Raw genomic sequence first — 23,597 nt, 5'->3', positions numbered from 1 at the left:
GCATGGCCCGTTCCATCAGCGCGGCTGAGTTGGGCATCGCGCTCAAGCCTGACGATGACATCAGCCTGTTCAAGTGGTTTATCGCCAGTTTCCTGATGGGCAAGCGCATTCAGGCGCCCATTGCCGCGCAAGCCTACAAGGTGATCGTTGAAGAGGAGGGCCGCGACACCCCGCGCAAATTGCAGCACTGCACGGCGCGGGAGCTGGTCGCGATGTTGGGGCGTGCGCATTACGTGCGCTACGACGAAACCACGGCGCAACGCCTGTTGGACCTGAGTGCGAAGCTCAACGCCGAGTACGGCGGCAAGATCACCCACATGCGTGAGGCCAGCGATAACCGCCAGGCGTTCGAAAAACGCCTGGGTGAGTTCGAGGGTGTCGGCCCCAAGACCATCGAGATTTTCATGCGCGATGCCGCCACGGTGTTGTTTTGACAGCACCTCTGTATGTGGGCTGCGCCGGCTGGAGCTTGCCCCGCGAGCATTGGCCGGCCTTCGCAGAGCAAGGCACGCATTTACAACGCTATGCCTCGCGTTTCAATGCGGTGGAAATCAACAGTTCGTTTTATCGACCTCACCTGGCAAAAACCTATGAGCGTTGGCGTGAGTCGGTGCCTGCGGGTTTCCGTTTTTCCGTCAAGGTGCCCAAGCGGATCACCCACGAACTGCGCTTGCAGCAGTGCGGTACCGCCTTGGACGAGTTTCTCGCGCAATGCCTGCAACTGGACGAGAAGCTGGGTTGCCTGTTAGTGCAGCTGCCGCCGTCCCTGAGGTATGAGCCGTTGGTTGCCGACGCTTTTTTCGAGGCGCTGCGCCAACGGTTTGCCGGTACCGTGGTGCTGGAACCGCGCCATTCCAGTTGGCTCGCGGCCGGAACTTTGTTGCAGTCGCTCGAAATCGGTTGGGTCAGCGCCGACCCTGCGGTGATCGCTGCCGGTGATGCCTGGCACGGCGTGCGTTATTGGCGTTTGCACGGCTCGCCGCGGATTTATCACAGCGCCTATGGGCACGAGCGGGTGCAGGCGTATGCGCGGTTGCTGCGCCAGTCGATTGAAGAGGGCATTCCCACCTGGTGCATTTTCGACAATACCGCCAGCGGCCATGCGGTCGCCGATGCCCTCGACCTGCTCGACGTCTACCCGCACCTCGACGCTCGGCAAGGCTTATAAACGCAACGGCTGGTTAGCTGGGCGAGGGCCGGGTACTCTTTGTTTTCAGTTCAGGGAGAGGTGACCCGATGTCGTTGATCACAACCATCGAAGACTTACGCAAGCTTGCGCAAAAACGTGTCCCGCGGATGTTCTACGACTACGCCGATTCCGGCTCCTGGACTGAGAGCACTTACCGAGCCAATGAAAGCGACTTTGCCCGGATCAAGTTCCGTCAACGCGTGGCACGCAATATCGATGAGCGTTCGATTCGCGCCAGCATGATCGGCCAGGACATGGCCATGCCGGTAGCGCTGGCACCCACCGGCCTGGCGGGCATGCAGCGCGCCGATGGCGAAATTCTCACCGCCCGCGCCGCTGCGGCGTTTGGCCTGCGCTATACCTTGTCGACCATGAGCATCTGTTCGCTGGAAGACATTGCCGAGCACGTCGGCCAGCCCTTCTGGTTCCAGTTGTATGTGATGCGCGACCGTGGGTTTATCGAGCGTTTGATCGAGCGGGCCAAGGCGGCTGGTGTTGATGCGTTGGTGTTGACGCTGGACCTGCAGATCCTCGGGCAGCGCCACAAGGACCTGATCAACGGCTTGTCCGCGCCGCCCAGGCTGACCCTGCCGAACACCCTCAACATGATGACCAAGCCGCGTTGGGTGATGGGCATGCTGGGCACCCAGCGACGGGGCTTCGGCAATATCGTCGGGCATGTGACGGGGGTGGCCGATATGAGTTCGCTGTCGGCGTGGACCGCCCAGCAGTTCGACCCGCGCCTGAGCTGGGACGATGTGGAGTGGATCAAGAAGTGCTGGGGCGGCAAGCTGATCATCAAGGGCATCCTCGATGTGGAGGACGCGCGCCTGGCGGCCAATACCGGCGCCGATGCGTTGGTGGTCAGCAACCACGGCGGCCGCCAGCTGGATGGCGCGCCGTCGAGCATCAGCCAGCTGCCGGCGATTGTCGAGGCGGTGGGCAGTCGGATTGAGGTGTGGCTCGACGGTGGTATCCGCTCTGGTCAGGATGTACTCAAGGCCATGGCACTGGGCGCCAAGGGCACCATGATCGGGCGCCCGCACCTGTATGGCTTGGGGGCGATGGGCGAAGCGGGCGTGACAAAAGCGCTCGAGATCATCGCCCGTGAGTTGGATGTTTCGATGGCACTGTGTGGCTATAACGATATACGCGAGGTGAATCGCGAGATCTTGCTGCCTGGCACGTTTCCTGACGGCGCGTGATGCGCAAAAAAAACCTGAAAAAGTAAAAAGAGTTGTCCACGAAAACCGTGGGTATCTCTGTGGATAACTTTGCAAGGGCCCGGCAGCGTTGGCGATTTAACCTGCGATCAATATTTGATCAACTTTCAACGGGGGCCAATATGGCCAGGGTTTGCGCTTGACAGGCCTGAGCGAACCCAGTGCCGAAAAGCGCATTTATGAGTCGCCCACGCGGCCTGTGGAGTGCGTGACCAGCGGTGAGGGCATGCTCGTTTGCATCAGTTTGTGCAGTGCCTGACCATAATCGCGCCCGGCCAGGCTCATGCTGTTGTTATGACTGGCACCCGGCACCAGTAACAGCCGCTTGGGCTCCTGGGCGGCTTCAAATAATTGCTGGCTGAAACGCGGTGGCACGTAGCGGTCATCGAGGCCATGCACCACCAATAAGGGCATATGGATATCGGCCATCTTGTCGATGGAATCGAATTTCTGCGAGAGCAACCAGCGTACCGGCAACGAGGTATTGGCAACCGCCGTGGCAACATCTCCCAGGGAAGTGAACGTGGATTCGATCACCAGCCCGCGCACCGGCAGCGGTACCTGTTTGCTCAGCTCTGCGGCGAGGTCGATGGCCACTGCGCCACCCAGGGAATGCCCGTAGAGCAGGCGTTTGCCGGGGTCGGGTTGCAAGGTCTGGAAGCGCTCCCAGGCGATGCGTGCGTCTTCATACACCGTGGTTTCCGAAGGCAGGTCGCCCTGGCTTTTGCCAAAACCGCGATAGTCGATGGCCAACACCGAAAAGCCCATGGCGTGCAATTGTTCGATGCGAAACAGCTGGCCGGTGAGGTTCCAGCGCACGCCGTGCAGGTAGAGGATGGCGGGCGCATCTTTCTGCGCGGCCGGGTACCACCAGCCATGAATATTCTGGCCGGCCTTGAAGGCGGCGGGCTTGATATCGAACTCCTGGACGGCGTTGGGCAGCCCGGTGTACCAGCCTGCGGTGCCCGGCTCGATGCGAAACACCAGCTCGCGCTCCTTGTGTTGCAGCACGGCGCAGCCCACCGGCAGGCCGACGATCAACACGGCCATGCACAGCAGCGCCAGCCAGCGCAGGCCCCGACGGGGCATAGAACGAGATGACATGAAGGTTCCATTACAAAGGGCGAAGCACGGGTTGTACCAGATGGCCCGGCTGGGGGAGAAATTAATGCGACGGCCGTGACCCAGGATTGCTTGCAAAGTGTTGCAGCGATGCAGCGGGGCGACCGGCTTGACGCTGCATGGCCTGCACGCGATGCTCCGCTTCTTTGAGCAAAGGCCCGACCATGGACAACAGCCCCGTGCGCATCACCGCCGAAGAAACCCTTTCGGACAACTGGTACCTCCTGAAGAAATACAGCTTCGAGCTGCGCCGCCGTGACGGCAGTTGGCAAGCCCAGACCCGCGAGGTGTACGACCGGGGCAACGGTGCGACCATCCTGTTGTACAACCGCGAGCAGCGCACGGTGCTGCTGATCCGCCAGTTCCGCATGCCCACGTTTGTCAACGATTACGCCGGCTACCTGATCGAAGCGGCGGCCGGGTTGCTTGACAACGCCAGCCCCGAAGAGCGCATCCGCCTGGAGGCCGAGGAAGAGACCGGCTACCGCGTGGGACATGTCGAAAAAGTCTATGCGGCGTTCATGAGCCCGGGGTCGGTGACCGAGCGGATTCACTTTTTTATCGGTGAATACCAGCCGGGCGACCGGGTTGGCGCCGGCGGCGGCCTGGCGGAGGAGGGCGAGGATATCGAAGTGCTGGAGCTCGGGTTCGAGCAGGCGCTGGGGATGGTAGCCAGTGGGGAAATCGTGGATGGCAAGACCATCATGCTGCTGCAGCATTTGGAACTGCGCATGTTGAAAGAGCGGTGGTAGCTCGATCGAGCATGAAGATCAAAAGGTGGGAGGGGGCTTGCTCCCGATGGAGGTGTGCCAGTTACCAATAAGTTGACTGATACGCTGTCATCCGGGCATAGGTATCTACACAACTTTGTAGCAGCCTAGGGTAACCACGATGCGAAGCGAGTCGCTCTTGATCTTGCTTTTGATCTAGGCGCCCCGTTAAACCACGCTGGCCGCAATTCGATATTGATTTGGGGGGTAAACCGGCAGGGATGCCGGTTTAGCCGCCCCGCGCCATGGATGGCGCGTGGCGGCGGCCCCCCAAATCAATGTCGGATTACGGGCACACCGAGCCTAGGCGAGGTGCCGAGTGGTGGGGCAAGAGCGTTTTGCTTACTTTTGCGCTTTTCAAAAGTGAGACGCCGTAAGGGCGGAACCCTAAGCCGCCGTTACCGCAGCAACGGATATGTACTCGCCTTGATCCAACATCCTGGTCGGCTGTCAGGCCGCCATCGGGGGCAAGCCCCCTCCCACATTTGACCGAGGCGTATCGCCGACTGACGGCTATTGTCAGAAATTTCCCACAAGAGTACAAATGTACTCCATGACGACCCTGACCCCCCGCCGTACCGCCATCCTGACCTTCATCCGCGAGCGCATCGCGCAGCAAGGTCAGCCCCCGAGCCTCGCCGAGATCGCCGAGGCGTTCGGCTTTGCCTCGCGCAGCGTCGCCCGCAAGCATGTGGTGGCCCTGACCGAAGCCGGTTTTATCGAGGTCAACCCCAACCAGGCCCGGGGGATTCGCCTGCTCAACCAACCGCCGCGCCCGGAATGGCTGGACATCCCGGTGCTCGGTCGTGTAGCCGCAGGCTTGCCCATCGGCGCGGATGCCGAAGTGCACAATCGCCTGCAACTCGACCCCGCCACCTTCGCCAAGACCCCGGACTACCTGCTGCGCGTGCAGGGCGATTCGATGATTGAAGACGGCATTCTCGATGGTGACCTGGTGGGCGTGCGGCGCAGTGCCGAGGCCTTGAACGGGCAAATTGTGGTGGCGCGCCTGGACGGTGAAGTCACCATCAAGCGTTTCGAGCGCCATGGCGACAAGGTGCGCCTGTTGCCGCGCAACCCGGCGTATCAACCCATCGTGGTCGGGGCCGATCAAGACCTGGCCATCGAAGGGGTGTTCTGCGGCCTGGTGAGGCAAGGCTGATGGGCGCCGTGGTTGCCCTGGACTCGCTGTTCAATGGTGGGCGAGTCTGGAAGGGCCGGCCCGCCGCGCCACCGGCCAGTGTGCATCCCACCGGGCTTGCGGCGCTGGATGCGGTGCTGCCCAGCGGCGGCTGGCCGGAGGCGGCCTTGAGTGAAATCCTGATGGCCAAGGACGGTGTGGGCGAACTGCAACTGGTGCTGCCAACCCTGGCGCGCTTGTCGGCGATGGGCGAACGTATTGTGCTGGTGGCACCGCCCTATACGCCGTATCCCCATGCCTGGCAGAACGCCGGGGTGGATGTGCGTCAGCTCGCGGTGATCCAGGCCCAGGAGCGCGACGCGCTGTGGGCGGTGGAGCAATGCCTGCGCTCCGGTAGTTGTGGTGCGGTGTTGTGTTGGCCGCGCAAGGCCGATGACCGTGCCTTGCGCCGTTTGCAGGTGGCTGCGGAAACCGGGCAAACCCTGGCGTTTGCCTGGCGCACCTTGAGTGACGCGATCAACCCATCGCCGGCCGCCTTGCGCCTGGCGGTCGAGGCAAGGCCTGCGCAAGTGCGTGTGCTCAAATGCCGTGGCGGCCTGGCCCATCCGGCGCCGATTGCCCTGGCGGGGCATTGAGGTTGCCATGCGCTGGGTCTGTATTGTCTTCCCGCAATTGGCGCTGGACGGGGTACTGCGTGCCCATCCCGAGCCCGACCAACCGCTGGCACTGCTGGCCGGTACGCCGCAGCGGCGCGTGCTGCAAACCGTCAATGCCGCCGCCCGCGCCCTGGGGTTGCGCCCCGGCCAGTCGCTGACGGCGGCGCATGCGCTGACCAAGACCTTCGCCTGTGCCGAGTACGATCCGCTGGAAATCGAGCGCTGGCAGCAGTTTCTCGCCGCCTGGGCCTACCGCTTCAGTTCCCAGGTCAGCGTGTATTACCCACGCGCCTTGCTGTTCGAGATCGAGTCGAGCCTGGGCCTGTTCGGGCCCTGGCCGCAGTTCGAGGCGCGTTTGCGCAAAGAGTTGACCGAGCTGGGCTTTCGTCACCGCATCGTTGCCGCGCCCAACCCGGCGGCGGCACGGGTGTTGGCCAACCGTTACGATGGCCTGGCGGTGGCCGACGACAGCGCCTTGATGCAGGCCCTGGCGCCGTTGCCGATCGACCGCGCCGGGATTGAACCGCAGGCCGCCACCGCGTTGTCGCGCATGGGCCTGCGCACCTTGGCCCACGTGCAGGCGCTGCCTCGGCATACCCTGGCGCGGCGCTTTGACGCCAGCCTGCTCAAGCACCTCGACGCCCTGAGCGGGCAGCGGCCGTTGGCCCTGGGGTTCTATCAGCCGCCGGACCAGTTCGATGTACGCATCGAGTTGAATTTCGATGTGCAATCCCACCAGGCACTGCTGTTTCCCTTGCGCCGTCTGACCGCCGACCTGGCCGCCTTCCTGTGCGGGCGAGACAGCGGCGTGCAGCGTTTCGACCTGCACTTGGAACATGCCCAGGCAGCGGACAGTGTGATCAAGGTCGGCCTGCTGAGCGCCGAGCGCGAGCCTTCGATGCTGTTCGAACTGGCCCGGGGGCGATTGGAGCAGGTGCAAGTCACTGCACCGGTGCGCGGGTTTCGCCTGGTGGCCCAGGACTTGCCGGTATTCGTGCCGCAGCGCCAGGACCTGTTCGACGACCGCCCGCAACAGTCCCTGCCCTGGGAGCAATTGCGCGAACGCCTGCGCGCGCGCCTGGGCGATGAGGCGGTGCAGGGCCTGCGTTTTCACGCCGACCATCGCCCTGAATGCGCCTGGCAAGCCGCCGTCGACAATCACCCATGCCCGAGCTTGAACAAGGTCCGGCGCCCTGGCTGGTTGTTGAATCAACCGACCTTGCTGGCCGAGCAGGGCGTACAGATCCTGATGGGCCCGGAACGCATCGAATCCGGCTGGTGGGATGGCGCCGATATCCGCCGCGACTATTACCTCATCCAGACCCGCGCCGGCCAGCAAGGCTGGGCCTACCGCACGGTGGGGCAACAGGATGGCCTGTGGCTGCAAGGCTGGTTTGCATGAAAACCTATAAGTCGCCACCCTCTGTAGGAGCGAGCTTGCTCGCGAAGGCGGTTAACGATAACGCGGGGCACCAGAATGAATGCGGTGCCCTTGGGTTTTTCGCGAGCAAGCTCGCTCCTACAGGGGCGGGGCAAGCATGAAGTACGCCGAGCTGCATTGCCTGTCCAACTTCAGCTTCCAGCGCGGTGCATCCAGTGCGCTGGAACTCTTCGAGCGGGCTAAACGCCAAGGCTACAGCGCCCTGGCGATCACCGACGAATGCACCCTGTCAGGCATCGTGCGTGCCTGGCAGGCGGCGAAAGCGCTGGAATTGCCGCTGATTATCGGCAGCGAAGTGCGCATCGAGAACGGGCCGAAACTGGTGCTGCTGGTGGAAAACCTGAGCGGTTACCAGCACCTGTGCCGATTGATCACCCTGGCCCGCCGCCGCGCCGAAAAAGGCAGCTATCGCCTGCTGCAGGAAGACTTCGAGCAACCGCTGCCCGGCCTGCTGGCGTTGTGGGTGGCGCAAGACAGTGACACCCAGGCCAGCATCCAGTGGCTGCGCCGTACCTTCGCCGAGCGCCTGTGGCTGGCGGTGCACTTGCACTGCGGGCAGGACGATGCACGGCATCTGGAGCAACGCCTGCAGCTGGCGGCCAGCCTGAAAATCCCGGCCGTCGCCTGCGGTGATGTGCACATGCATGCGCGCGGGCGTCGCGCCCTGCAAGACACCATGACCGCCATCCGCCATCACGTACCGGTGGCCGAAGCCGGCCTGCATCTGCATCCCAATGGCGAGCGGCACCTGCGCAGTCTCGACGCCCTGGCCGCGCTGTACCCGCAAGCCTTGCTCGATGAAACCCTCGCCATCGCGCGGCGCTGCAGCTTCGACCTCGGCCAGTTGCGTTACCACTATCCACGCGAACTGGTGCCCGCTGGCCATGACGCCGAATCCTGGCTGCGCACCCTCACCAAGGAAGGCATCGCCCAGCGCTGGCCCGACGGCATCGATGCCAAGACCCTTAAGCAGATCAACACCGAGCTGGAGCTGATCAGCGAGTTGGGCTACGAAAGCTATTTCCTCACGGTGCACGACATTGTGCGCTTTGCCCGCAGCCGTTCGATCCTGTGCCAGGGCCGTGGCTCGGCGGCCAACTCGGCGGTGTGTTTTGCCCTGGGTATCACCGAAATCAACCCGAGCCTGAGCAACGTGCTGTTCGAACGCTTCCTGTCCAGGGAACGCAACGAGCCGCCAGATATCGATGTGGATTTTGAGCACGAGCGCCGCGAAGAGGTGCTGCAATACGTGTTCCAGCGCTATGGCCGCACGCGCGCGGCGTTGACGGCGGTGGTCAGCAGTTACCACGCGACCGGCGCGGTGCGGCATGTGGCCAAGGCCCTCGGCCTGCCAGCGGACCAGGTCAACGCATTGGCCGAATGCTGCGGACGTTGGAGTGACGACGCGCCGCCGTTGGAGCGCCTGCGCGAAAGCGGCTTCGACCCGGACAGCCCACTGCTGCGCCGCGTATTGACCTTGACCCAACAATTGATCGGCTTTCCTCGGCATTTGTCCCAGCACCCCGGGGGCTTCGTGATTTCCGAACACCCGCTGGACACCCTGGTGCCGGTGGAGAACGCCGCCATGGCCGAGCGCACCATCATTCAGTGGGACAAGGACGACCTCGACGCCGTCGGCCTGCTCAAGGTCGATATCCTCGCCCTGGGCATGCTCAGCGCGATCCGCCGCTGTTTCGATCTGTTGCGCCGCCATCGCAACCTGGACTTGAGCCTGGCAGGCATGCCCAAGGAGGATGCGGCCACCTACGCGATGATCAGCAAGGCTGACACCATCGGCGTGTTCCAGATCGAATCGCGGGCGCAGATGTCGATGCTGCCCAGGCTCAAACCGCAAACCTTCTATGACCTGGTGATCGAAGTTGCCATCGTGCGGCCGGGGCCGATCCAGGGCGGCATGGTGCATCCGTATTTGCGTCGCAGGAATAAAGAGGAAGAAGAAACCTATCCGTCGCCGGCATTGGAAGTGGTGTTGAAGCGCACCCTGGGCATCCCCTTGTTCCAGGAGCAGGTGATGCAGATCGCCATGGTCGCCGCCGACTACAGCCCTGGCGAGGCCGACCAGTTGCGCCGCTCCATGGCCGCCTGGAAACGTCACGGCGGCCTGGAACCGCATCAAAAGCGCTTACGCGAAGGCATGCTGAAAAACGGCTACACCGAGGCCTTTGCCGCGCAGATTTTCGAGCAGATCAAAGGCTTTGGCAGCTATGGTTTTCCCGAGTCCCACGCGGCCAGTTTTGCCTTGCTGACCTACGCCAGTAGCTGGCTCAAATGCCATGAGCCGGCGGCCTTTGCCTGCGCGCTGATCAACAGCTGGCCGATGGGCTTCTACAGCCCGGACCAGATCCTGCAGGACGCGCGCCGGCATCGCCTGCAGATCCGCCCGGTGGACGTGCAGGCCAGTGACTGGGATTGCAGCCTGGAACCCATCGACGGCCAGCAGCCGGCGATCCGCATGGGCCTGTGCATGATCAGCGGGTTTCGCGAAGAGGATGGCCGGCGCATCGAGGCCGTGCGCCAGCACCGCGCCTTCAGTGACATCGCCGACCTTGACGCCCGCGCCGGCCTGGATGCGCGCGCCCAAGCGCTGCTGGCGGATGCCGGCGCCTTGCGCGCGTTAGCCGGTAACCGCCACCAGGCGCGCTGGGAAGTGGCCGGCGTGCACACGCAACTGGGCCTGTTTGCCGGCCTGCCGAGTCCCGATGAAGCGCCGGTGGCGTTGCCCCAGCCCACGGTCGGCGAGGACTTGCACGCCGATTACGCCACGCTCGGCACCACGCTTGGGCCGCATCCCCTGACGCTGCTGCGCGCGGAACTGCGCAGGCGCCGCTGTCGCAGTTCCCAGGAGCTGCTGACTGTGGAGCATGGGCGCAATGTCAGCGTCGCCGGCCTGGTCACTGGGCGCCAACGCCCGGGCACCGCCAGCGGCGTGACCTTTGTCACCCTGGAAGATGAATTCGGCAACCTCAATGTGGTGGTCTGGCGCGACCTGGCCGAACGTCAGCGCCAGGCCCTGGTCGGGTCGCGCCTGCTCAAGGTGGACGGGCGCTGGGAGGCGGTGGGCGAGGTGCGGCATTTGATCGCTGGGCGCCTCACCGACCTGACGCCACTGCTGGACGGCATTGTGGTGCGCAGCCGGGATTTTCACTGAGGCCAGTGGTTTCTTCGGCTTAAGTTAGCCAAGATGAAACCATCTATCGCCGCTGCGCTCCAAAACTTGCGACTGTCCTCTCACTGCCCAGAGCCCGAACATGCAATTCTTATCCAACCCCCACGGCTGTGAAGGCTGGTCCGGTGAAATGGCCCAGCGGATTCGCGGGTTTGACTGGTCAACCACCGACCTCGGCCCGATTGATCGCTGGTCCACCAGCCTGGCCTGCACCGTGCAGATGATGCTCGCCTCGCCCGTACCCATGGTGATGTTGTGGGGGCGGGCGGGTTATATGATCTACAACGACAGCTACTCGATGTTCGCCGGCGGACGCCATCCGTACTTGCTGGGCACGCCGGTGGAACTGGGGTGGCCGGAAGTGGCCGAGTTCAATCGGCATGTAGTGGATACATGCCTGGCGGGTGGCACCTTGTCGTTCAACAACAAGGAACTGGTGTTGTCGCGCAACGGCAAGCCGGAAACCTTGTGGATGGACCTCTATTACAGCCCAGTGGCCGGGGACAACCAGCAACCGGCCGGGGTGCTGGCGATCGTGGTAGAGACCACTGAACTGGTGCGGTCCGAGCGCGTGCGCCAGGAGCTGACCCACAATCTGGAGCAGCGCGTAGCCGCCGAAGTGCAGGCGCGTTCCGCCGCCGAAGAGCAGTTGCGCCAGTCGCAGAAGCTCGAAGCGATTGGCGGCCTGACCGGCGGCGTGGCCCACGACTTCAACAACCTGCTGCAAGTGATCGCCGGCAACCTGCACCTGCTGGCCCGTCATGAGCCGGACAATGCACAGGTGCAGCGGCGTGTTTCTGCCGCGATTGCCGCGGTGGAACGCGGCGCCACCCTGTCCTCGCAACTGCTGGCGTTTGCCCGGCGCCAGCCCTTGTCGCCGGCGGTGTACAACCCGCAACGTATCTACGCCGGTCTCGGTGAACTGCTGCAACGCGCGCTGGGCGAAACCATTCATATCGACGTGCAATTGCCGCAGGATTCCTGGTGCATCAACGTCGACCGCAACCAGCTGGAAAACGCGCTGCTCAACCTGGCGATCAATGCCCGCGATGCCATGCACGGCGAGGGCGTGATTCGTATCACCGGCGAAAACATCATTCTCAATCCGGCCGAATGTGCGGGCAAAAGCATCAAGCCCGGCGAGTATGTGCGCCTGGCTGTCACCGACACGGGCACTGGAATGCCGGCGACCGTGCTCAAGCGTGCGTTCGAGCCGTTTTTCACCACCAAGCGCGAAGGGCAGGGCACAGGCCTGGGGCTGAGCATGGTGTTTGGCTTTGTCCGGCAAAGCGGCGGGCATGTGGACATCTGGAGCGAGGAAAACAAAGGTTCTGTGGTGCAGATGTATTTCCCGCGCAGCCTGGAACCGGAGCATCTGGAGCCGGACATTGGCCAGCAGAGCCCTTGCACCGGCCAGGAAACCATCCTGGTGGTGGAAGACAATGAAGGCGTACGCCTGGCCGTGGTGGAGCTGCTGCAACAATCGGGTTACACGGTGCTGACGGCCGAAGACGGCGACCAGGCCATGGCCAAGCTCCAGGCCGGCCTGCAGCCGGAATTGATTTTTACCGACGTGGTGATGCCCGGCCGCATCAAGAGCATCGACCTGGCCAACTGGGCGCGTGAGCAGGTGCCGCCGATCCCGGTGCTGTTCACCTCCGGCCACACCCGCGACATTCTTTCCTCCAATCATCTGCTGAGCGCTGATATTCACCTGCTGAGCAAGCCCTACAGCCCCGATGCCCTCACGCAACGGGTGCGCAGCGTTCTCACCGCCAGACAAGGTTGTCCATGACTTCACAACGCAACATCCCTGCACCGACCGCCCCGCACACCGGCTTCGTGCGGGTGCGCGGCGCCCGCGAACACAACTTGCGTAACGTCGATGTGGATATTCCCCGGGATGCCCTGGTGGTGTTCACGGGCGTGTCCGGTTCCGGCAAATCGTCCCTGGCCTTTTCCACGGTCTACGCCGAGGCCCAGCGCCGTTATTTCGAGTCGGTGGCGCCCTATGCGCGGCGCTTGATCGACCAGGTCGGCGTGCCGGATGTCGACAGCATCGAAGGCTTGCCACCCGCCGTGGCCCTGCAACAGCAGCGTGGCACGCCGAGTGCGCGCTCATCGGTGGGCAGCGTGACCACCTTGTCGAGCCTGATCCGCATGCTGTATTCCCGTGCCGGCAGCTACCCGCCGGGGCAGGCGATGCTGTATGCCGAGGACTTTTCGCCGAACCTGCCCCAGGGCGCGTGCCCGCAATGCCATGGCCTGGGCCGCGTGTATGAAGTGACCGAAGCGCTGATGGTGCCCGACCCGTCGCTGACCATTCGCCAGCGCGCGGTGGCAGCCTGGCCGCTGGCCTGGCAGGGGCAAAACCTGCGCGACATTCTCGTGACCCTGGGATACGACGTGGATATCCCGTGGCGCGACCTGCCGAAAAAACAGCGCGACTGGATCCTGTTCACCGAAGAAACTCCCACCGTACCGGTGTACGCCGGCTTCACCCCGGCGCAGACCCGCGATGCCTTGAAACGCAAGCTGGAGCCCAGTTACCAGGGCACCTTCAGCGGCGCGCGGCGCTACATCCTGCACACCTTCGCCCACACCCAAAGTGCGCTGATGAAAAAGCGCGTGTCGCAGTTCATGCAAGGCAGTGCCTGCCCGTTGTGCGAAGGCAAACGCCTGACCAAGGCGGCGCTGTCGGTGAAGTTTGCCGGGGTGGATATCGGTGAGTTGTCGCAACTGTCCCTGACCCGCCTGGCCGAATTGCTGCGGCCGGTGGCGGCAGGGCAGGACAAGATGAAGCTGTCAGTGGAAAAACGCCTGGCGGCCCAACGTATCGCCGAGGACCTGCTCGAACGCGTCAGTACGCTGATCGAGCTGGGGCTGGGCTATCTGGCCCTGGAGCGCAGCACGCCGACGCTGTCGTCCGGAGAATTGCAGCGCTTGCGCCTGGCCACGCAACTGGGCTCGCAGTTGTTCGGCGTGATCTACGTGCTCGACGAGCCGTCCGCAGGCCTGCATCCGGCCGATGGCGAGGCCTTGTTCAGTGCACTGGCGCGGTTGAAAGCGGCCGGCAATTCGCTGTTTGTGGTGGAGCATGACCTGGAAACCATGCGCCGCGCCGACTGGCTGATCGACGTCGGCCCGGCCGCTGGCGAACACGGCGGGCAAGTGCTGTACAGCGGCCCGCCAGCGGGGTTGGCGGATATTGCCGCGTCGCAGACCCGCGAATACCTGTTTGCCGAGCCGCGCCCGGCGAACCCGGCGCGGCGTCAACCCAGCGGCTGGCTGAAGCTGCAAGGCGTGACGCGCAACAACTTGAAGAATCTTGCGGTGGATTTCCCGCTGGGCTGCTTCACGGCAGTGACCGGGATTTCCGGTTCGGGCAAGTCCAGCCTGGTCAGCCAGGCGCTGTTGGAACTGGTCAGCAGCGGCCTCGGGCGCGTGTTGGAAAACGTCGAAGAGCCCAGCCTGGAAGACGCTGCGCCTTCCGCCAGCGAGGGCCGCATCAGCGCCGGGCTGGACCAGATCCGCCGTCTGGTGCAGGTGGACCAGAAACCCATCGGCCGTACGCCGCGTTCCAACCTGGCGACCTATACCGGGCTGTTCGACAACGTGCGCAAACTGTTCGCCGCCACGCCAGCCGCGAAAAAGCGCGGTTACGACGCGGGGCAGTTCTCCTTCAACGTGGCCAAGGGCCGTTGCCCGAACTGCGAAGGCGAGGGCTTTGTCAGCGTCGAATTGCTGTTCATGCCCAGCGTGTATGCGCCATGCCCGACCTGCCACGGTGCGCGCTATAACCCCGAGACCCTGGCGATCACATGGCAAGGCTTGAACATCGCCCAAGTGCTGAGCTTGACGGTGGAGCAGGCCGTCGACGTATTTGCCGAACAACCGGGCGTGCTGCGCGCTCTGCAGGTGCTGCGCGATATCGGCCTGGGCTATCTGCGCCTGGGCCAACCGGCCACCGAGTTGTCGGGCGGTGAAGCGCAGCGCATCAAGCTGGCGACCGAGCTGCAACGCAATGCGCGGGGCGCGACGTTGTACGTACTGGACGAACCCACCACCGGCCTGCATCCCAGGGATGTCGACCGCTTGCTCAGCCAGCTCAACCAATTGGTCGAGGCGGGGCATACGGTGGTGGTGGTCGAGCATGAGATGCGCGTGGTGGCGCAGAGTGACTGGGTGATCGACATCGGCCCGGGTGCCGGGGACGCGGGCGGCAAGGTGGTTGCCAGTGGTACGCCGCAAAAAGTTGCCTGCAGCAAAACCAGCCGCACGGCGCCGTTCCTGGCGCGGGAACTGCGCTAGTCGCCAGAAAGCTGGGAGGCGCGAGCGTCCTCCCAGCTGTTCTCAAGCGACTTGCCGGGCCCGTTCGCGTTCGGCGACCAGTTGGCGCGTCAGAGGGATCAACTGCTTGCCATAGTCGATTGCATCATTGAGCGGATCGAACCCACGAATCAGGAACGTGGTGATACCCAAATCGTAGTAATCGAGCAATGCCTGCGCGACTTGCTCGGCCGTGCCCACCAGCGCCGTGGAGTTGCCCTGCGCGCCGAGCAAGGCGGCAATGCCGGTCCACAGGCGCTTATCCAGGCGCGAGCCTTGCGCCGCTGCCGCCAGCAACCGGCGCGAACCTTCATTCGGCGGTTCGCGCCGTACAAAACCGTTCTGCTCGGCCAGCGCCGTGGCTTGCTGCAAAATAGTGTCTGCCCGCTGCCACGCCAGTTCCTCGGTCTCGGCCAGGATCGGTCGCAATGACAAGCTGAAGCGAATCGTACGCCCATGCCGCGCCGCTTCGGCACGCACCTGGGTCACGACCTCGCGCACTTGATCATAGGTTTCGCCCCACAGCGCATACACATCCGCATGCTTGCCCGCCACCGCAATCGCCGCCGCCGATGAGCCGCCGAAGTACAGCGGGATATGCGGCTGTTGCGGCGACTTCACCGTGGAGTGCGCGCCTTCGACCTGATAGTAGGTGCCGGCGAAGTCGAAGGGCTTGTCGCTCGTCCATTCCTGGCGCACCACGCTCAAATATTCGTCGGTGCGCGCATAGCGCTCGTCCTTGCCGATATGGCTGCCGTCGGCGCGCAGTTCGCGGTCGTCGCCACCGGTGATGATATGCACGGCGGTACGCCCACCGTTGAACACATCAAGCGTGGCGAACTGGCGCGCGGCCAAGGTGGGTTGGGCGAAGCCTGGGCGGTGGGCAATCAGGAATTTCAAGCGCTGAGTCACGCTGGCGGCATGGGCGGCGATCAGCGTGCTGTCCGGGCTGGTGGAATGGAAGGCCACCAGGGCGCGGTCGAAGCCGGCCTCTTCATGGGCGCGCGCCACGCGCTCAACGTAGTCTGGCTGCAGCGTCGGGCCGCTGCGCGGGTGGATCTCGGAGGCGTGCTGGCCGCCGATGTAGCCGATGAATTCGATGCTCATGGTCAGGTCCTTGTCGAAGTCGATAAACAAGCCTCCACCGGGCAGGGGGTCGGTCCGTAGTGTGAAAGTAGGGCGCACGGGCGCGTCTGTAAAAGGCCGATTGGTTCTAACCTAATTATTAAATTATGGAATTATAGTTTTTTCTATTATCAGTAGATTGCATTTAGCCAGCGCCGTTGCGCGGTTTTGCCGTGCCTCGCTCGCCCTGCTGGCGCTCGACAGCCTACCCATTTGAACTACCTTGAGTGACGAGCCTTCCCACTCGGTACACAAGCATGCGCACCTTATGGACGCGGTATCTGGCGTTGCTGGAAAACGACCTGAGCACACAGGTGTTCGACAACGTGAAAAACCTGCTGGTGTGTGCGCTGTTGTTTGCGGCGGGCACCAATACACTGGTCGGCCAACGTGAGTTATTTATCGGGGTATTTGCCTCCAACGTCGCCGGCTGGGGGCTGATTATCCTGTCGACGCTGTTGATGCTCTTGAACGTCAGCGACGGCATTCGCCGCCTGGCCAAGTTGCGCTATCACCTGGCGATGCAAGTGTTGTTGATCCTGATTTACCTGGTGGTTGCCGAGCGGGTCGTAGAGATTGTGTGGGGCTATCGCGCCCATTGAAGTATGCTCCGCGCCTCGCTCACTACTGATCCAGAGAAGATGACAGGACAAGATATGCAGGCGCTGCTGGAGTCGATCCTCGACGAAGTGCGCCCCCTGATCGGCCTCGGCAAAGTCGCCGATTACATCCCCGCCCTGGCCGACGTGCCCGCCAACCAGTTGGGCATCGCGGTCTACGGCAACGACGGCGCGGCCTACTGCGCCGGTGATGCTTACACGCTGTTCTCGGTGCAGAGCATTTCCAAGGTGTTCAGCCTGGTGCAGGCCATCGACCACGGCGGCGAAACCATCTGGGAGCGCCTGGGCCACGAACCGTCGGGGCAACCGTTCAACTCCATGGTGCAGCTGGAATTCGAACGCGGCCGCCCGCGCAATCCGTTTATCAACGCCGGCGCGCTGGTGATCTGCGACATCAACCAATCACGCTTCGCCGTGCCGATTCTGTCGATGCGCGACTTCGTACGACGCCTGTCGGGTAACCCGCAGATTCTGGTCAACAGCGTCGTCGCCGATTCAGAAGCGCAGCACGGTGCGCGCAACGCGGCCATGGCTTACCTGATGAAGGCTTTCGGTAACTTCCACAACGATGTGGATGCAGTGCTGCACAGCTACTTCAATTACTGCGCGTTGCAAATGAGCTGCCTGGACCTGGCCAGGGCGTTCAGCTTCCTGGCCAACGAGGGCGTGAGCGCCCACAGCGGCGAGCAGATTCTGACGGCGCGCCAGACCAAGCAGGTGAACTCGATCATGGCCACCAGCGGGCTATATGACGAGGCCGGTAATTTTGCCTATCGGGTCGGGCTACCGGGCAAGAGCGGGGTAGGCGGCGGGATTGTCGCGGTGGTGCCGGGGCAGTTTACGGTGTGTGTCTGGTCGCCGGAATTGAACGCGGCGGGGAATTCACTGGCAGGGATGAAGGCGTTGGAGTTGTTGAGTGAGCGGATTGGGTGGTCGGTGTTTTAAGATCGTCGCCACGCTTCTAGTGGGAACGATCTCAACACACGCACGCGCCTGACAAAAGCCCTGCGTGACGGGTATTCTTCAACTCAACCCCAAACATCAGGTTGAGTCAGGAGACTGCACATGGACAGAGTCGTCATCATTACCGGAGGCAGTCGCGGGATTGGCGCCGAAACAGCCTTGCTGGCCGCTCGCCAGGGCTATCGCATCTGCATCAACTACCAGTCCGACGAAAACGCCGCCCAGCGTGTACTGGAACAGGTGCGCGGCCTTGGTGCACAGGCAATTGCGGTACGCGCGGACGTCAGTAACGAAGATGAAGTGATCGCCCTGTTCAACCGTGTCGATACCGAGCTGGGCCGCGTCACGGCGCTGGTGAATAATGCGGGCACTGTCGGCCATAAATCGCGGGTCGATGAAATGTCCGAATTCCGCATCCTGAAAATCCTCAAGACCAACGTACTGGGCCCGATCCTCTGCGCCAAGCATGCGCTGCTGCGTATGTCGCCCAGGCATGGCGGGCAGGGCGGCAGTATCGTCAACGTCTCGTCGGTGGCGGCGCGCCTGGGCTCGCCGGGGGAATACGTCGACTATGCTGCGTCCAAGGGCGCGCTCGACACCTTCACCCTCGGCCTGTCCAAGGAAGTCGCGGGCGAGGGCATACGCGTCAACGCGGTGCGCCCCGGCTATATCTTCACCGACTTCCACGCCCTCAGTGGCGATCCGGACCGGGTCAGCAAGCTGGAGTCCGGCATTCCGATGGCCCGTGGCGGGCGCCCGGATGAAGTGGCAGAGGCGATTATCTGGTTGCTGTCGGACAAGGCCTCGTATGCTACCGGTACGTTTATCGACTTGGGCGGCGGTCGCTGATTACGCGGTGCCTGTACCCGCGCTACTCAAAACGAGCGTACGATCCGGCCCAGGGTCTCCATCGCCTGCTCCGACGCGTCGGTCCACGGGCTGCCGTAGTTCAATCGGATGCAGTTGCGAAAGCGCCGGGTTGCCGAAAAGATCGGCCCCGGTGCGATGCTGATGCCTTGCGCCAGGGCCATCTGAAACAACTTCAATGAATCGGTGTGCTCGGGCAATTCCAGCCATAGGAAATACCCGCCGGCCGGTTGGCTGACTCGGGTCTGTGCCGGGAAGTAACGGCCGATCGCCGCGAGCATCGCGCTTTGCTGTTCTTCCAGGGCATAGCGCAGTTTGCGCAGGTGCCGGTCGTAGCCGCCGTGTTGCAGGTAATCGGCAATCGCGGCCTGGGCCGGCATCGACGGGCACAGCGATGTCATCAGTTTCAAGCGCTCGACCTTCTGCGCGAAGCGACCAGCCGCCACCCAGCCAACGCGATATCCCGGCGCCAGGCTCTTGGCAAAGGAGCCGCAGTGCATCACCAGCCCCTCGGTGTCGAAGGCCTTGGCCGGTTTCGGCGCGTGCTGCCCGTAATACAGCTCGGCATATACATCATCCTCGATCAACGGCACTTGGTGGCTGCGCAGTAGCTCGACCAACGCCCGCTTTTTTTCTTCCGGCACCGTGGCGCCCATCGGGTTCTGGAAGCTGGTCATGCTCCAGCAGGCTTTGATCGGGTAACGCGCAAGGCTCTGCGCCAGGGCGTCAAGGTCGATGCCGTCGCGCGGGTGCAGCGGAATTTCCACGGCCTTGAGCTTCAGGCGCTCGAGCACTTGCAGGCAGGCATAAAACGCCGGGGCTTCAATCGCCACCAGGTCGCCCGGCTCGGTGACGGCCTGCAGGCACAGGTTCAGCGCTTCCAGGGCGCCGTTGGTGATCAGCAGTTCTTCCATGGGCAGCATCAGCCCGCCGACCATGTAGCGCAGCGCAATCTGACGGCGCAGTTGCGGGTTGCCTGGGGACATGTCGGTGACCACCAGGCGCGGGTCCATTGCGCGGCTGGCGCTGGCCAGGGAGCGGGCCAGGCGCGGCAACGGGAACAGCATCGGGCTGGGGAAGGCCGAGCCGAAGGGCACGGTGTTCGGGTCTTTGATCGAATCCAGCACCGAAAACACCAGCTCACTCACATCGACTTCGGTGCTCTCGTGCACCTGCGCGCTCACCACTGGCTCGGAAAACGGGCTGGGCGCATGGGTATTGACGAAGTAACCGGAGCGCGGTCGCGCGCGGATCAGGCCACGGCGCTCCAGCAGGTAGTAGGCCTGGAACACCGTGGACGGGCTGACGCCGTAAGTCTGGCTGGCGTAACGCACCGAGGGCACGCGCTGGCCGGGGCCGAGCACGCCGGAGCGGATCAGTTCTGCGATGTCTTCGGCGAATTTTTCGTAGCGTTTCATGGGGGCCTTGGGTGCTGATTTCCCCCGGGGACTATACCCGTACCTCTGTTTGCATAACAGAATCAAGTAGTGCGACAAAAAGCGGATCAGATGGGCGACTCGCCCAGCGCTAACTGAAGAAACCGACTCAAATGTGGGAGGGGGCTTGCTCCCGATTGCGCTGGGTCAGTTGATACATCAGGTAACTGACCCTCCGCTATCGGGAGCAAGCCCCCTCCCACAGGTACTGCACAGCTCAGTTAAATCACCTTAGTCAAATCACCGAGCCAGGTGCATCAGCTTTGACATGCTGACGCCCATCATGGGCCCCCGCAACGGTCAGGGCGTCAGCCTCGGCTTCGGTGATGTAGATCCGCTCGGCCGCCAATTCTACGTACGACATGGACTTTTCGGTGTCGGTCGCGATATTGACTCGGGTCGCAGGCACGCTGTGTTCCTGAGCATTGTCACCGAGCGTGAAGTAGCACAGCTGATCTTCGATACGTAGGGACATGCCGGTCTCCTTTGTTCATGGGCGATGAAGGTTAGGGTGTTGCGGTGTATGCAGGTTCCGCGCAACTGACTGGCGGTCGCCGCTGTCCATGCTTTACCTATAAAAAACACAGGAGGGTATTCATGGACGCTTGGTTGCATGAAGCGTGGCAAACACTGCAGGCTGAATTTGCCGATATCGGCGACGCCCGGCAGCTCACCCAGATGACCGTGCGCCTGCTGATGGCCGCGCTACTGGGTGCCATTCTCGGGTTTGAGCGGGAGAGCAAGGGCAAGGCCGCCGGGGTGCGCACCCATATGCTGGTGGCGTTGGGCGCGGCGCTGTTTGTGATGGTGCCGCAGATGTCCGGCAACCAGGCCGATGCCATGAGCCGGGTGGTGCAGGGGGTGATTGCCGGGATTGGCTTCCTGGGAGCCGGCACCATCATCAAGGGCAAGGATGACGATGCCGGCCACGTCAAGGGTCTGACCACCGCCGCCGGTTTGTGGATGACCGCTGCGATTGGGGTCTCGGCCGGTCTGGGCCGGGAATCGACAGCGGTACTCAGTACCTTGCTGGCCCTGGCGGTGTTCAGCGTGATGCCAAAAATCGTCAAGCGTTTCGAGAAGGACTGACGATCACAGGCGGCATCGTGGTCGGCGGTTCCTGCACCGGTGGCGGCTCGTTCTCCGGCGGTTCTTTTTCCGGAATCGGTGCAGGCTCCGTGGGGGGCAGCGTCGGGTTGTCGATGTTCGGATCCGGGGTTTCAGCCGGGACGGGGATATTCATCGGTGTGGCCTCCTTTGTGCTTTGCTCTATCGGTGGACAGCCATTGGTGGGAATTGATTCCCCGCCGGGTGGCGGCATATTCACCTGAACTTTTGCCCGAAGCCCAGGCTCGGACCTAATACGGGCCTGCTCAGCGAGCGCGCCGCCATCTCAAGAATTCGGATCAAGCACAGAGCGTCCACAGGGCGTAAGGGGAATATGCTCGATGACTGCTGAAACACTGGTTCCAGAAGAGTCTTTATTGCCGTTGTCCCAGGCGCTGCTATTACCCAGAATTGCGATTGAAAGCACCATGCCGGTGATCGATGGTGGCGAGTTTGCCGTCAAGGCGGTGGTTGGCCAGCGCGTCAACGTGACCAGTAAAGTGTTCGCCGATGGCCATGACCAGCTGGCGGTGCTGGTGCGCTGGCGCCCGCGCGAGCAGGAAAACTGGCACAGCGTGGTCATGAGCGATGTGGGCAACAACGGCTGGGAAGGTGCATTCACCGTCACCACCCAGGGGCCCCATGAGTACTGCATCGAGGCCTGGATCGATACCTTCGCCAGCTTCTGCTATGAATTGCGCAAAAAGCACGAAGCCGGGGTGCCGGTCAGCCTGGAGCTGCAGGAAGGCCGCAGCCTGGTGCTGCAGGCCGCCGAACGCAGTGACAACGAACTGCGCGACCGCTTGATGCTGCTGCATCACGAACTCTCCGGCCTGCTGGAAACCGAGCAGGTCGCGCAGTTCCTGCACGAAGACAGTGCACACCTGATGACCCAGGCCGACCACCGCGCCTATTTGAGCATCAGTCGCGTGTACCCGATCGACGTGGAGCGCGAGCGCGCCCAGTTTGCCAGCTGGTACGAGCTGTTTCCCCGCTCGATCACCGACGATCCGGCCCGGCATGGCACCTTCAACGATGTGCATTCACGCTTGTCGATGATCCATGACATGGGCTTTGACGTGCTGTACTTCCCGCCGATCCATCCCATCGGCCGCAGCCATCGCAAGGGCAAGAACAATTCCCTGAACGCCGGCCCCGATGATCCCGGCAGCCCCTACGCAATCGGCAGCGAAGAGGGCGGGCACGAGGCGATCCACCCGCAACTGGGCAGCCGCGAGGATTTCCGCCGTCTGGTCAAGGCCGCTGCCGACCACGGCCTGGAAATCGCCCTCGACTTCGCTATCCAGTGTTCCCAGGACCATCCGTGGCTCAAGCAGCATCCGGGCTGGTTCAACTGGCGCCCGGACGGCACGATCAAATACGCGGAAAACCCGCCGAAAAAGTATCAGGACATCGTCAACGTCGATTTTTATGCGGCGGATGCGATTCCCGGCCTGTGGACCGAACTGCGCGACGTCGTGGTGGGCTGGGTGGAAGAGGGCGTGAAGACCTTCCGCGTGGACAACCCGCACACCAAGCCGCTGCCGTTCTGGCAATGGTTGATCAGTGACGTGCGGGCCAAATACCCGGAGGTGATCTTCCTGGCCGAAGCCTTTACCACCCCGGCAATGATGGCGCGCTTGGGTAAAGTCGGCTATTCCCAGAGCTACACCTATTTCACCTGGCGCAATACCAAGGCCGAACTGAGTGAGTATTTCACCCAGTTGAACCAGTCGCCGTGGCGGGAATGCTACCGGCCGAATTTCTTCGTCAATACGCCGGACATTAACCCTGGCTTCCTGCACGAGTCCGGCCGCCCAGGGTTCCTGATCCGCGCCGCGCTGGCCACCATGGGCTCGGGCCTGTGGGGCATGTATTCCGGGTTCGAATTGTGCGAGTCCGCGCCGGTGCCGGGTAAAGAGGAATACCTGGACTCGGAGAAGTACGAGATCCGCCCGCGCGATTTCACCGCGCCCGGCAACATCATTGCCGAGATCGCCCAGCTCAATCGCATCCGCCGGCAAAACCCGGCGTTGCAGACGCACCTGGGGCTCAAGCTGTACAACGCCTGGAACGACAACATCCTGTACTTCGGCAAGCGCAGCGAGGACGGCAGCAATTTCGTGCTGGTGGCCGTCAACCTCGACCCGCACAACGCCCAGGAGGCGCACTTCGAGTTGCCGCTATGGGAGATGGGCTTGCCGGACGACGCCCAGACCCAGGGCGAAGACTTGATGAACGGCCATCGCTGGACCTGGTATGGCAAGACCCAATGGACTCGGCTGGAGCCGCAAATGCCGTTCGGGATCTGGCGGATTACCCCTTCCTGAATCTTGCGCAGATCAACTGTGGGAGGGGGCTTGCTCCCGATGGTGGTGTGTCAGTCACTGAACATCTATCTGAACCGCCGCCATCGGGGGC

20 protein-coding genes are annotated in these 23,597 nt (G+C 62.9%); 15 read left to right on the top strand and 5 right to left on the bottom strand.

Going from position 1 to position 23,597, the window contains the following annotated elements; all coding sequences use genetic code 11:
• The first annotated feature begins 2 nt into the window (after positions 1 to 2).
• From C4J90_RS15250 to C4J90_RS15240, 3 genes are all read left to right on the top strand, one after another.
• Positions 3 to 434, top strand: coding sequence for a DNA methylase (locus C4J90_RS15250; protein WP_124420222.1), 432 nt, complete (start codon positions 3 to 5; stop codon positions 432 to 434).
• Complete coding sequence (locus tag C4J90_RS15245) at positions 431 to 1,168, top strand: DUF72 domain-containing protein (protein WP_124414908.1); 738 nt, start codon at positions 431 to 433, stop codon at positions 1,166 to 1,168. The genes C4J90_RS15250 and C4J90_RS15245 overlap by 4 nt, the downstream gene beginning before the upstream one ends.
• 68 nt (positions 1,169 to 1,236) lie before the next feature.
• On the top strand, positions 1,237 to 2,394 hold the full coding sequence (locus C4J90_RS15240; RefSeq protein ID WP_124420221.1) for an alpha-hydroxy acid oxidase: 1,158 nt from the start codon (positions 1,237 to 1,239) through the stop codon (positions 2,392 to 2,394).
• Positions 2,395 to 2,589: 195 nt separating this feature from the next.
• Here the strand turns inward: C4J90_RS15240 and C4J90_RS15235 are convergent, their stop codons facing one another.
• Positions 2,590 to 3,516, bottom strand: a complete 927-nt coding sequence (locus C4J90_RS15235) for an alpha/beta hydrolase (RefSeq protein ID WP_124363182.1) — start codon at positions 3,514 to 3,516, stop codon at positions 2,590 to 2,592.
• Positions 3,517 to 3,698: 182 nt separating this feature from the next.
• Here C4J90_RS15235 and C4J90_RS15230 point away from each other — a divergent pair, with 182 nt between their 5' ends.
• The 7 genes from C4J90_RS15230 (at position 3,699) to uvrA (ending at position 15,040) form a co-directional block, all read left to right on the top strand.
• Positions 3,699 to 4,286 (top strand): NUDIX domain-containing protein, encoded by a 588-nt coding sequence (locus tag C4J90_RS15230; protein WP_124363181.1) that lies wholly within the window; start codon positions 3,699 to 3,701, stop codon positions 4,284 to 4,286.
• 562 nt (positions 4,287 to 4,848) lie between these two features.
• Entirely contained in the window at positions 4,849 to 5,466 is a 618-nt protein-coding gene (gene lexA, locus C4J90_RS15225) for a transcriptional repressor LexA (RefSeq protein WP_124414904.1), read from the top strand.
• Entirely contained in the window at positions 5,466 to 6,080 is a 615-nt protein-coding gene (gene imuA, locus C4J90_RS15220) for a translesion DNA synthesis-associated protein ImuA (RefSeq protein ID WP_124420220.1), read from the top strand. Before lexA ends, imuA begins: the two co-directional genes overlap by 1 nt.
• Positions 6,081 to 6,087: 7 nt before the next feature.
• Complete coding sequence (locus C4J90_RS15215) at positions 6,088 to 7,503, top strand: DNA polymerase Y family protein (RefSeq protein ID WP_124420219.1); 1,416 nt, start codon at positions 6,088 to 6,090, stop codon at positions 7,501 to 7,503.
• Between the two features lie 136 nt (positions 7,504 to 7,639).
• Positions 7,640 to 10,711 (top strand): error-prone DNA polymerase, encoded by a 3,072-nt coding sequence (locus C4J90_RS15210; protein WP_124420218.1) that lies wholly within the window; start codon positions 7,640 to 7,642, stop codon positions 10,709 to 10,711.
• 100 nt (positions 10,712 to 10,811) lie between these two features.
• Entirely contained in the window at positions 10,812 to 12,524 is a 1,713-nt protein-coding gene (locus tag C4J90_RS15205; protein ID WP_124420217.1) for an ATP-binding protein, read from the top strand.
• Complete coding sequence (uvrA, locus tag C4J90_RS15200) at positions 12,521 to 15,040, top strand: excinuclease ABC subunit UvrA (protein ID WP_124420216.1); 2,520 nt, start codon at positions 12,521 to 12,523, stop codon at positions 15,038 to 15,040. Before C4J90_RS15205 ends, uvrA begins: the two co-directional genes overlap by 4 nt.
• 42 nt (positions 15,041 to 15,082) lie before the next feature.
• On the opposite strand, the gene C4J90_RS15195 is transcribed toward uvrA, so the two are convergent.
• Entirely contained in the window at positions 15,083 to 16,165 is a 1,083-nt protein-coding gene (locus C4J90_RS15195; protein WP_124421219.1) for an LLM class flavin-dependent oxidoreductase, read from the bottom strand.
• 275 nt (positions 16,166 to 16,440) lie between these two features.
• Between C4J90_RS15195 and C4J90_RS15190 the strand changes: the two genes are divergently transcribed.
• From C4J90_RS15190 to C4J90_RS15180, 3 genes are all read left to right on the top strand, one after another.
• Positions 16,441 to 16,785 carry a hypothetical protein gene (locus tag C4J90_RS15190; RefSeq protein WP_124420215.1) on the top strand — a complete coding sequence of 115 codons (345 nt, stop codon included), beginning with the start codon at positions 16,441 to 16,443 and terminating at the stop codon, positions 16,783 to 16,785.
• A gap of 54 nt (positions 16,786 to 16,839) precedes the next feature.
• Positions 16,840 to 17,748 carry a glutaminase B gene (gene glsB / locus C4J90_RS15185; protein ID WP_124416031.1) on the top strand — a complete coding sequence of 303 codons (909 nt, stop codon included), beginning with the start codon at positions 16,840 to 16,842 and terminating at the stop codon, positions 17,746 to 17,748.
• A gap of 120 nt (positions 17,749 to 17,868) precedes the next feature.
• Complete coding sequence (locus tag C4J90_RS15180) at positions 17,869 to 18,615, top strand: SDR family oxidoreductase (RefSeq protein ID WP_124363173.1); 747 nt, start codon at positions 17,869 to 17,871, stop codon at positions 18,613 to 18,615.
• 26 nt (positions 18,616 to 18,641) lie between these two features.
• On the opposite strand, the gene mapR is transcribed toward C4J90_RS15180, so the two are convergent.
• Complete coding sequence (mapR, locus tag C4J90_RS15175) at positions 18,642 to 20,051, bottom strand: GntR family transcriptional regulator MpaR (RefSeq protein WP_124420214.1); 1,410 nt, start codon at positions 20,049 to 20,051, stop codon at positions 18,642 to 18,644.
• A 253-nt stretch (positions 20,052 to 20,304) separates the two neighbouring features.
• Positions 20,305 to 20,544 (bottom strand): DUF3203 family protein, encoded by a 240-nt coding sequence (locus C4J90_RS15170; RefSeq protein WP_124367309.1) that lies wholly within the window; start codon positions 20,542 to 20,544, stop codon positions 20,305 to 20,307.
• Between the two features lie 122 nt (positions 20,545 to 20,666).
• Here C4J90_RS15170 and C4J90_RS15165 point away from each other — a divergent pair, with 122 nt between their 5' ends.
• A complete protein-coding gene (locus tag C4J90_RS15165) occupies positions 20,667 to 21,158 on the top strand; it encodes an MgtC/SapB family protein (protein ID WP_124363169.1) in 492 nt (163 codons plus the stop codon).
• On the opposite strand, the gene C4J90_RS26910 is transcribed toward C4J90_RS15165, so the two are convergent.
• Entirely contained in the window at positions 21,136 to 21,312 is a 177-nt protein-coding gene (locus C4J90_RS26910) for a hypothetical protein (RefSeq protein WP_164488021.1), read from the bottom strand. The genes C4J90_RS15165 and C4J90_RS26910 overlap by 23 nt on opposite strands.
• Positions 21,313 to 21,517: 205 nt before the next feature.
• Here C4J90_RS26910 and C4J90_RS15160 point away from each other — a divergent pair, with 205 nt between their 5' ends.
• Positions 21,518 to 23,506 carry an alpha-1,4-glucan--maltose-1-phosphate maltosyltransferase gene (locus C4J90_RS15160; RefSeq protein WP_124420213.1) on the top strand — a complete coding sequence of 663 codons (1,989 nt, stop codon included), beginning with the start codon at positions 21,518 to 21,520 and terminating at the stop codon, positions 23,504 to 23,506.
• The last annotated feature ends 91 nt before the right edge of the window (positions 23,507 to 23,597 follow it).

The organism is Pseudomonas sp. R2-60-08W, from assembly GCF_003852335.1.
GTDB lineage: Bacteria > Pseudomonadota > Gammaproteobacteria > Pseudomonadales > Pseudomonadaceae > Aquipseudomonas.
Note: the sequence above shows the minus strand (reverse complement) of the source record. Positions and strands in the feature narration are given on the sequence as shown.

Coding starts and splice junctions, on each gene's coding strand:
- C4J90_RS15250 (WP_124420222.1), top strand. CDS start 3: ATGGCCCGTTCCATCAGCGCGGCTGAGTTGGGCATCGCGCTCAAGCCT.
- C4J90_RS15240 (WP_124420221.1), top strand. CDS start 1,237: ATGTCGTTGATCACAACCATCGAAGACTTACGCAAGCTTGCGCAAAAA.
- C4J90_RS15235 (WP_124363182.1), bottom strand. CDS start 3,516: ATGTCATCTCGTTCTATGCCCCGTCGGGGCCTGCGCTGGCTGGCGCTG.
- C4J90_RS15230 (WP_124363181.1), top strand. CDS start 3,699: ATGGACAACAGCCCCGTGCGCATCACCGCCGAAGAAACCCTTTCGGAC.
- lexA (WP_124414904.1), top strand. CDS start 4,849: ATGTACTCCATGACGACCCTGACCCCCCGCCGTACCGCCATCCTGACC.
- imuA (WP_124420220.1), top strand. CDS start 5,466: ATGGGCGCCGTGGTTGCCCTGGACTCGCTGTTCAATGGTGGGCGAGTC.
- C4J90_RS15215 (WP_124420219.1), top strand. CDS start 6,088: ATGCGCTGGGTCTGTATTGTCTTCCCGCAATTGGCGCTGGACGGGGTA.
- C4J90_RS15210 (WP_124420218.1), top strand. CDS start 7,640: ATGAAGTACGCCGAGCTGCATTGCCTGTCCAACTTCAGCTTCCAGCGC.
- C4J90_RS15205 (WP_124420217.1), top strand. CDS start 10,812: ATGCAATTCTTATCCAACCCCCACGGCTGTGAAGGCTGGTCCGGTGAA.
- uvrA (WP_124420216.1), top strand. CDS start 12,521: ATGACTTCACAACGCAACATCCCTGCACCGACCGCCCCGCACACCGGC.
- C4J90_RS15195 (WP_124421219.1), bottom strand. CDS start 16,165: ATGAGCATCGAATTCATCGGCTACATCGGCGGCCAGCACGCCTCCGAG.
- C4J90_RS15190 (WP_124420215.1), top strand. CDS start 16,441: ATGCGCACCTTATGGACGCGGTATCTGGCGTTGCTGGAAAACGACCTG.
- glsB (WP_124416031.1), top strand. CDS start 16,840: ATGCAGGCGCTGCTGGAGTCGATCCTCGACGAAGTGCGCCCCCTGATC.
- C4J90_RS15180 (WP_124363173.1), top strand. CDS start 17,869: ATGGACAGAGTCGTCATCATTACCGGAGGCAGTCGCGGGATTGGCGCC.
- mapR (WP_124420214.1), bottom strand. CDS start 20,051: ATGAAACGCTACGAAAAATTCGCCGAAGACATCGCAGAACTGATCCGC.
- C4J90_RS15170 (WP_124367309.1), bottom strand. CDS start 20,544: ATGTCCCTACGTATCGAAGATCAGCTGTGCTACTTCACGCTCGGTGAC.
- C4J90_RS15165 (WP_124363169.1), top strand. CDS start 20,667: ATGGACGCTTGGTTGCATGAAGCGTGGCAAACACTGCAGGCTGAATTT.
- C4J90_RS26910 (WP_164488021.1), bottom strand. CDS start 21,312: ATGAATATCCCCGTCCCGGCTGAAACCCCGGATCCGAACATCGACAAC.
- C4J90_RS15160 (WP_124420213.1), top strand. CDS start 21,518: ATGACTGCTGAAACACTGGTTCCAGAAGAGTCTTTATTGCCGTTGTCC.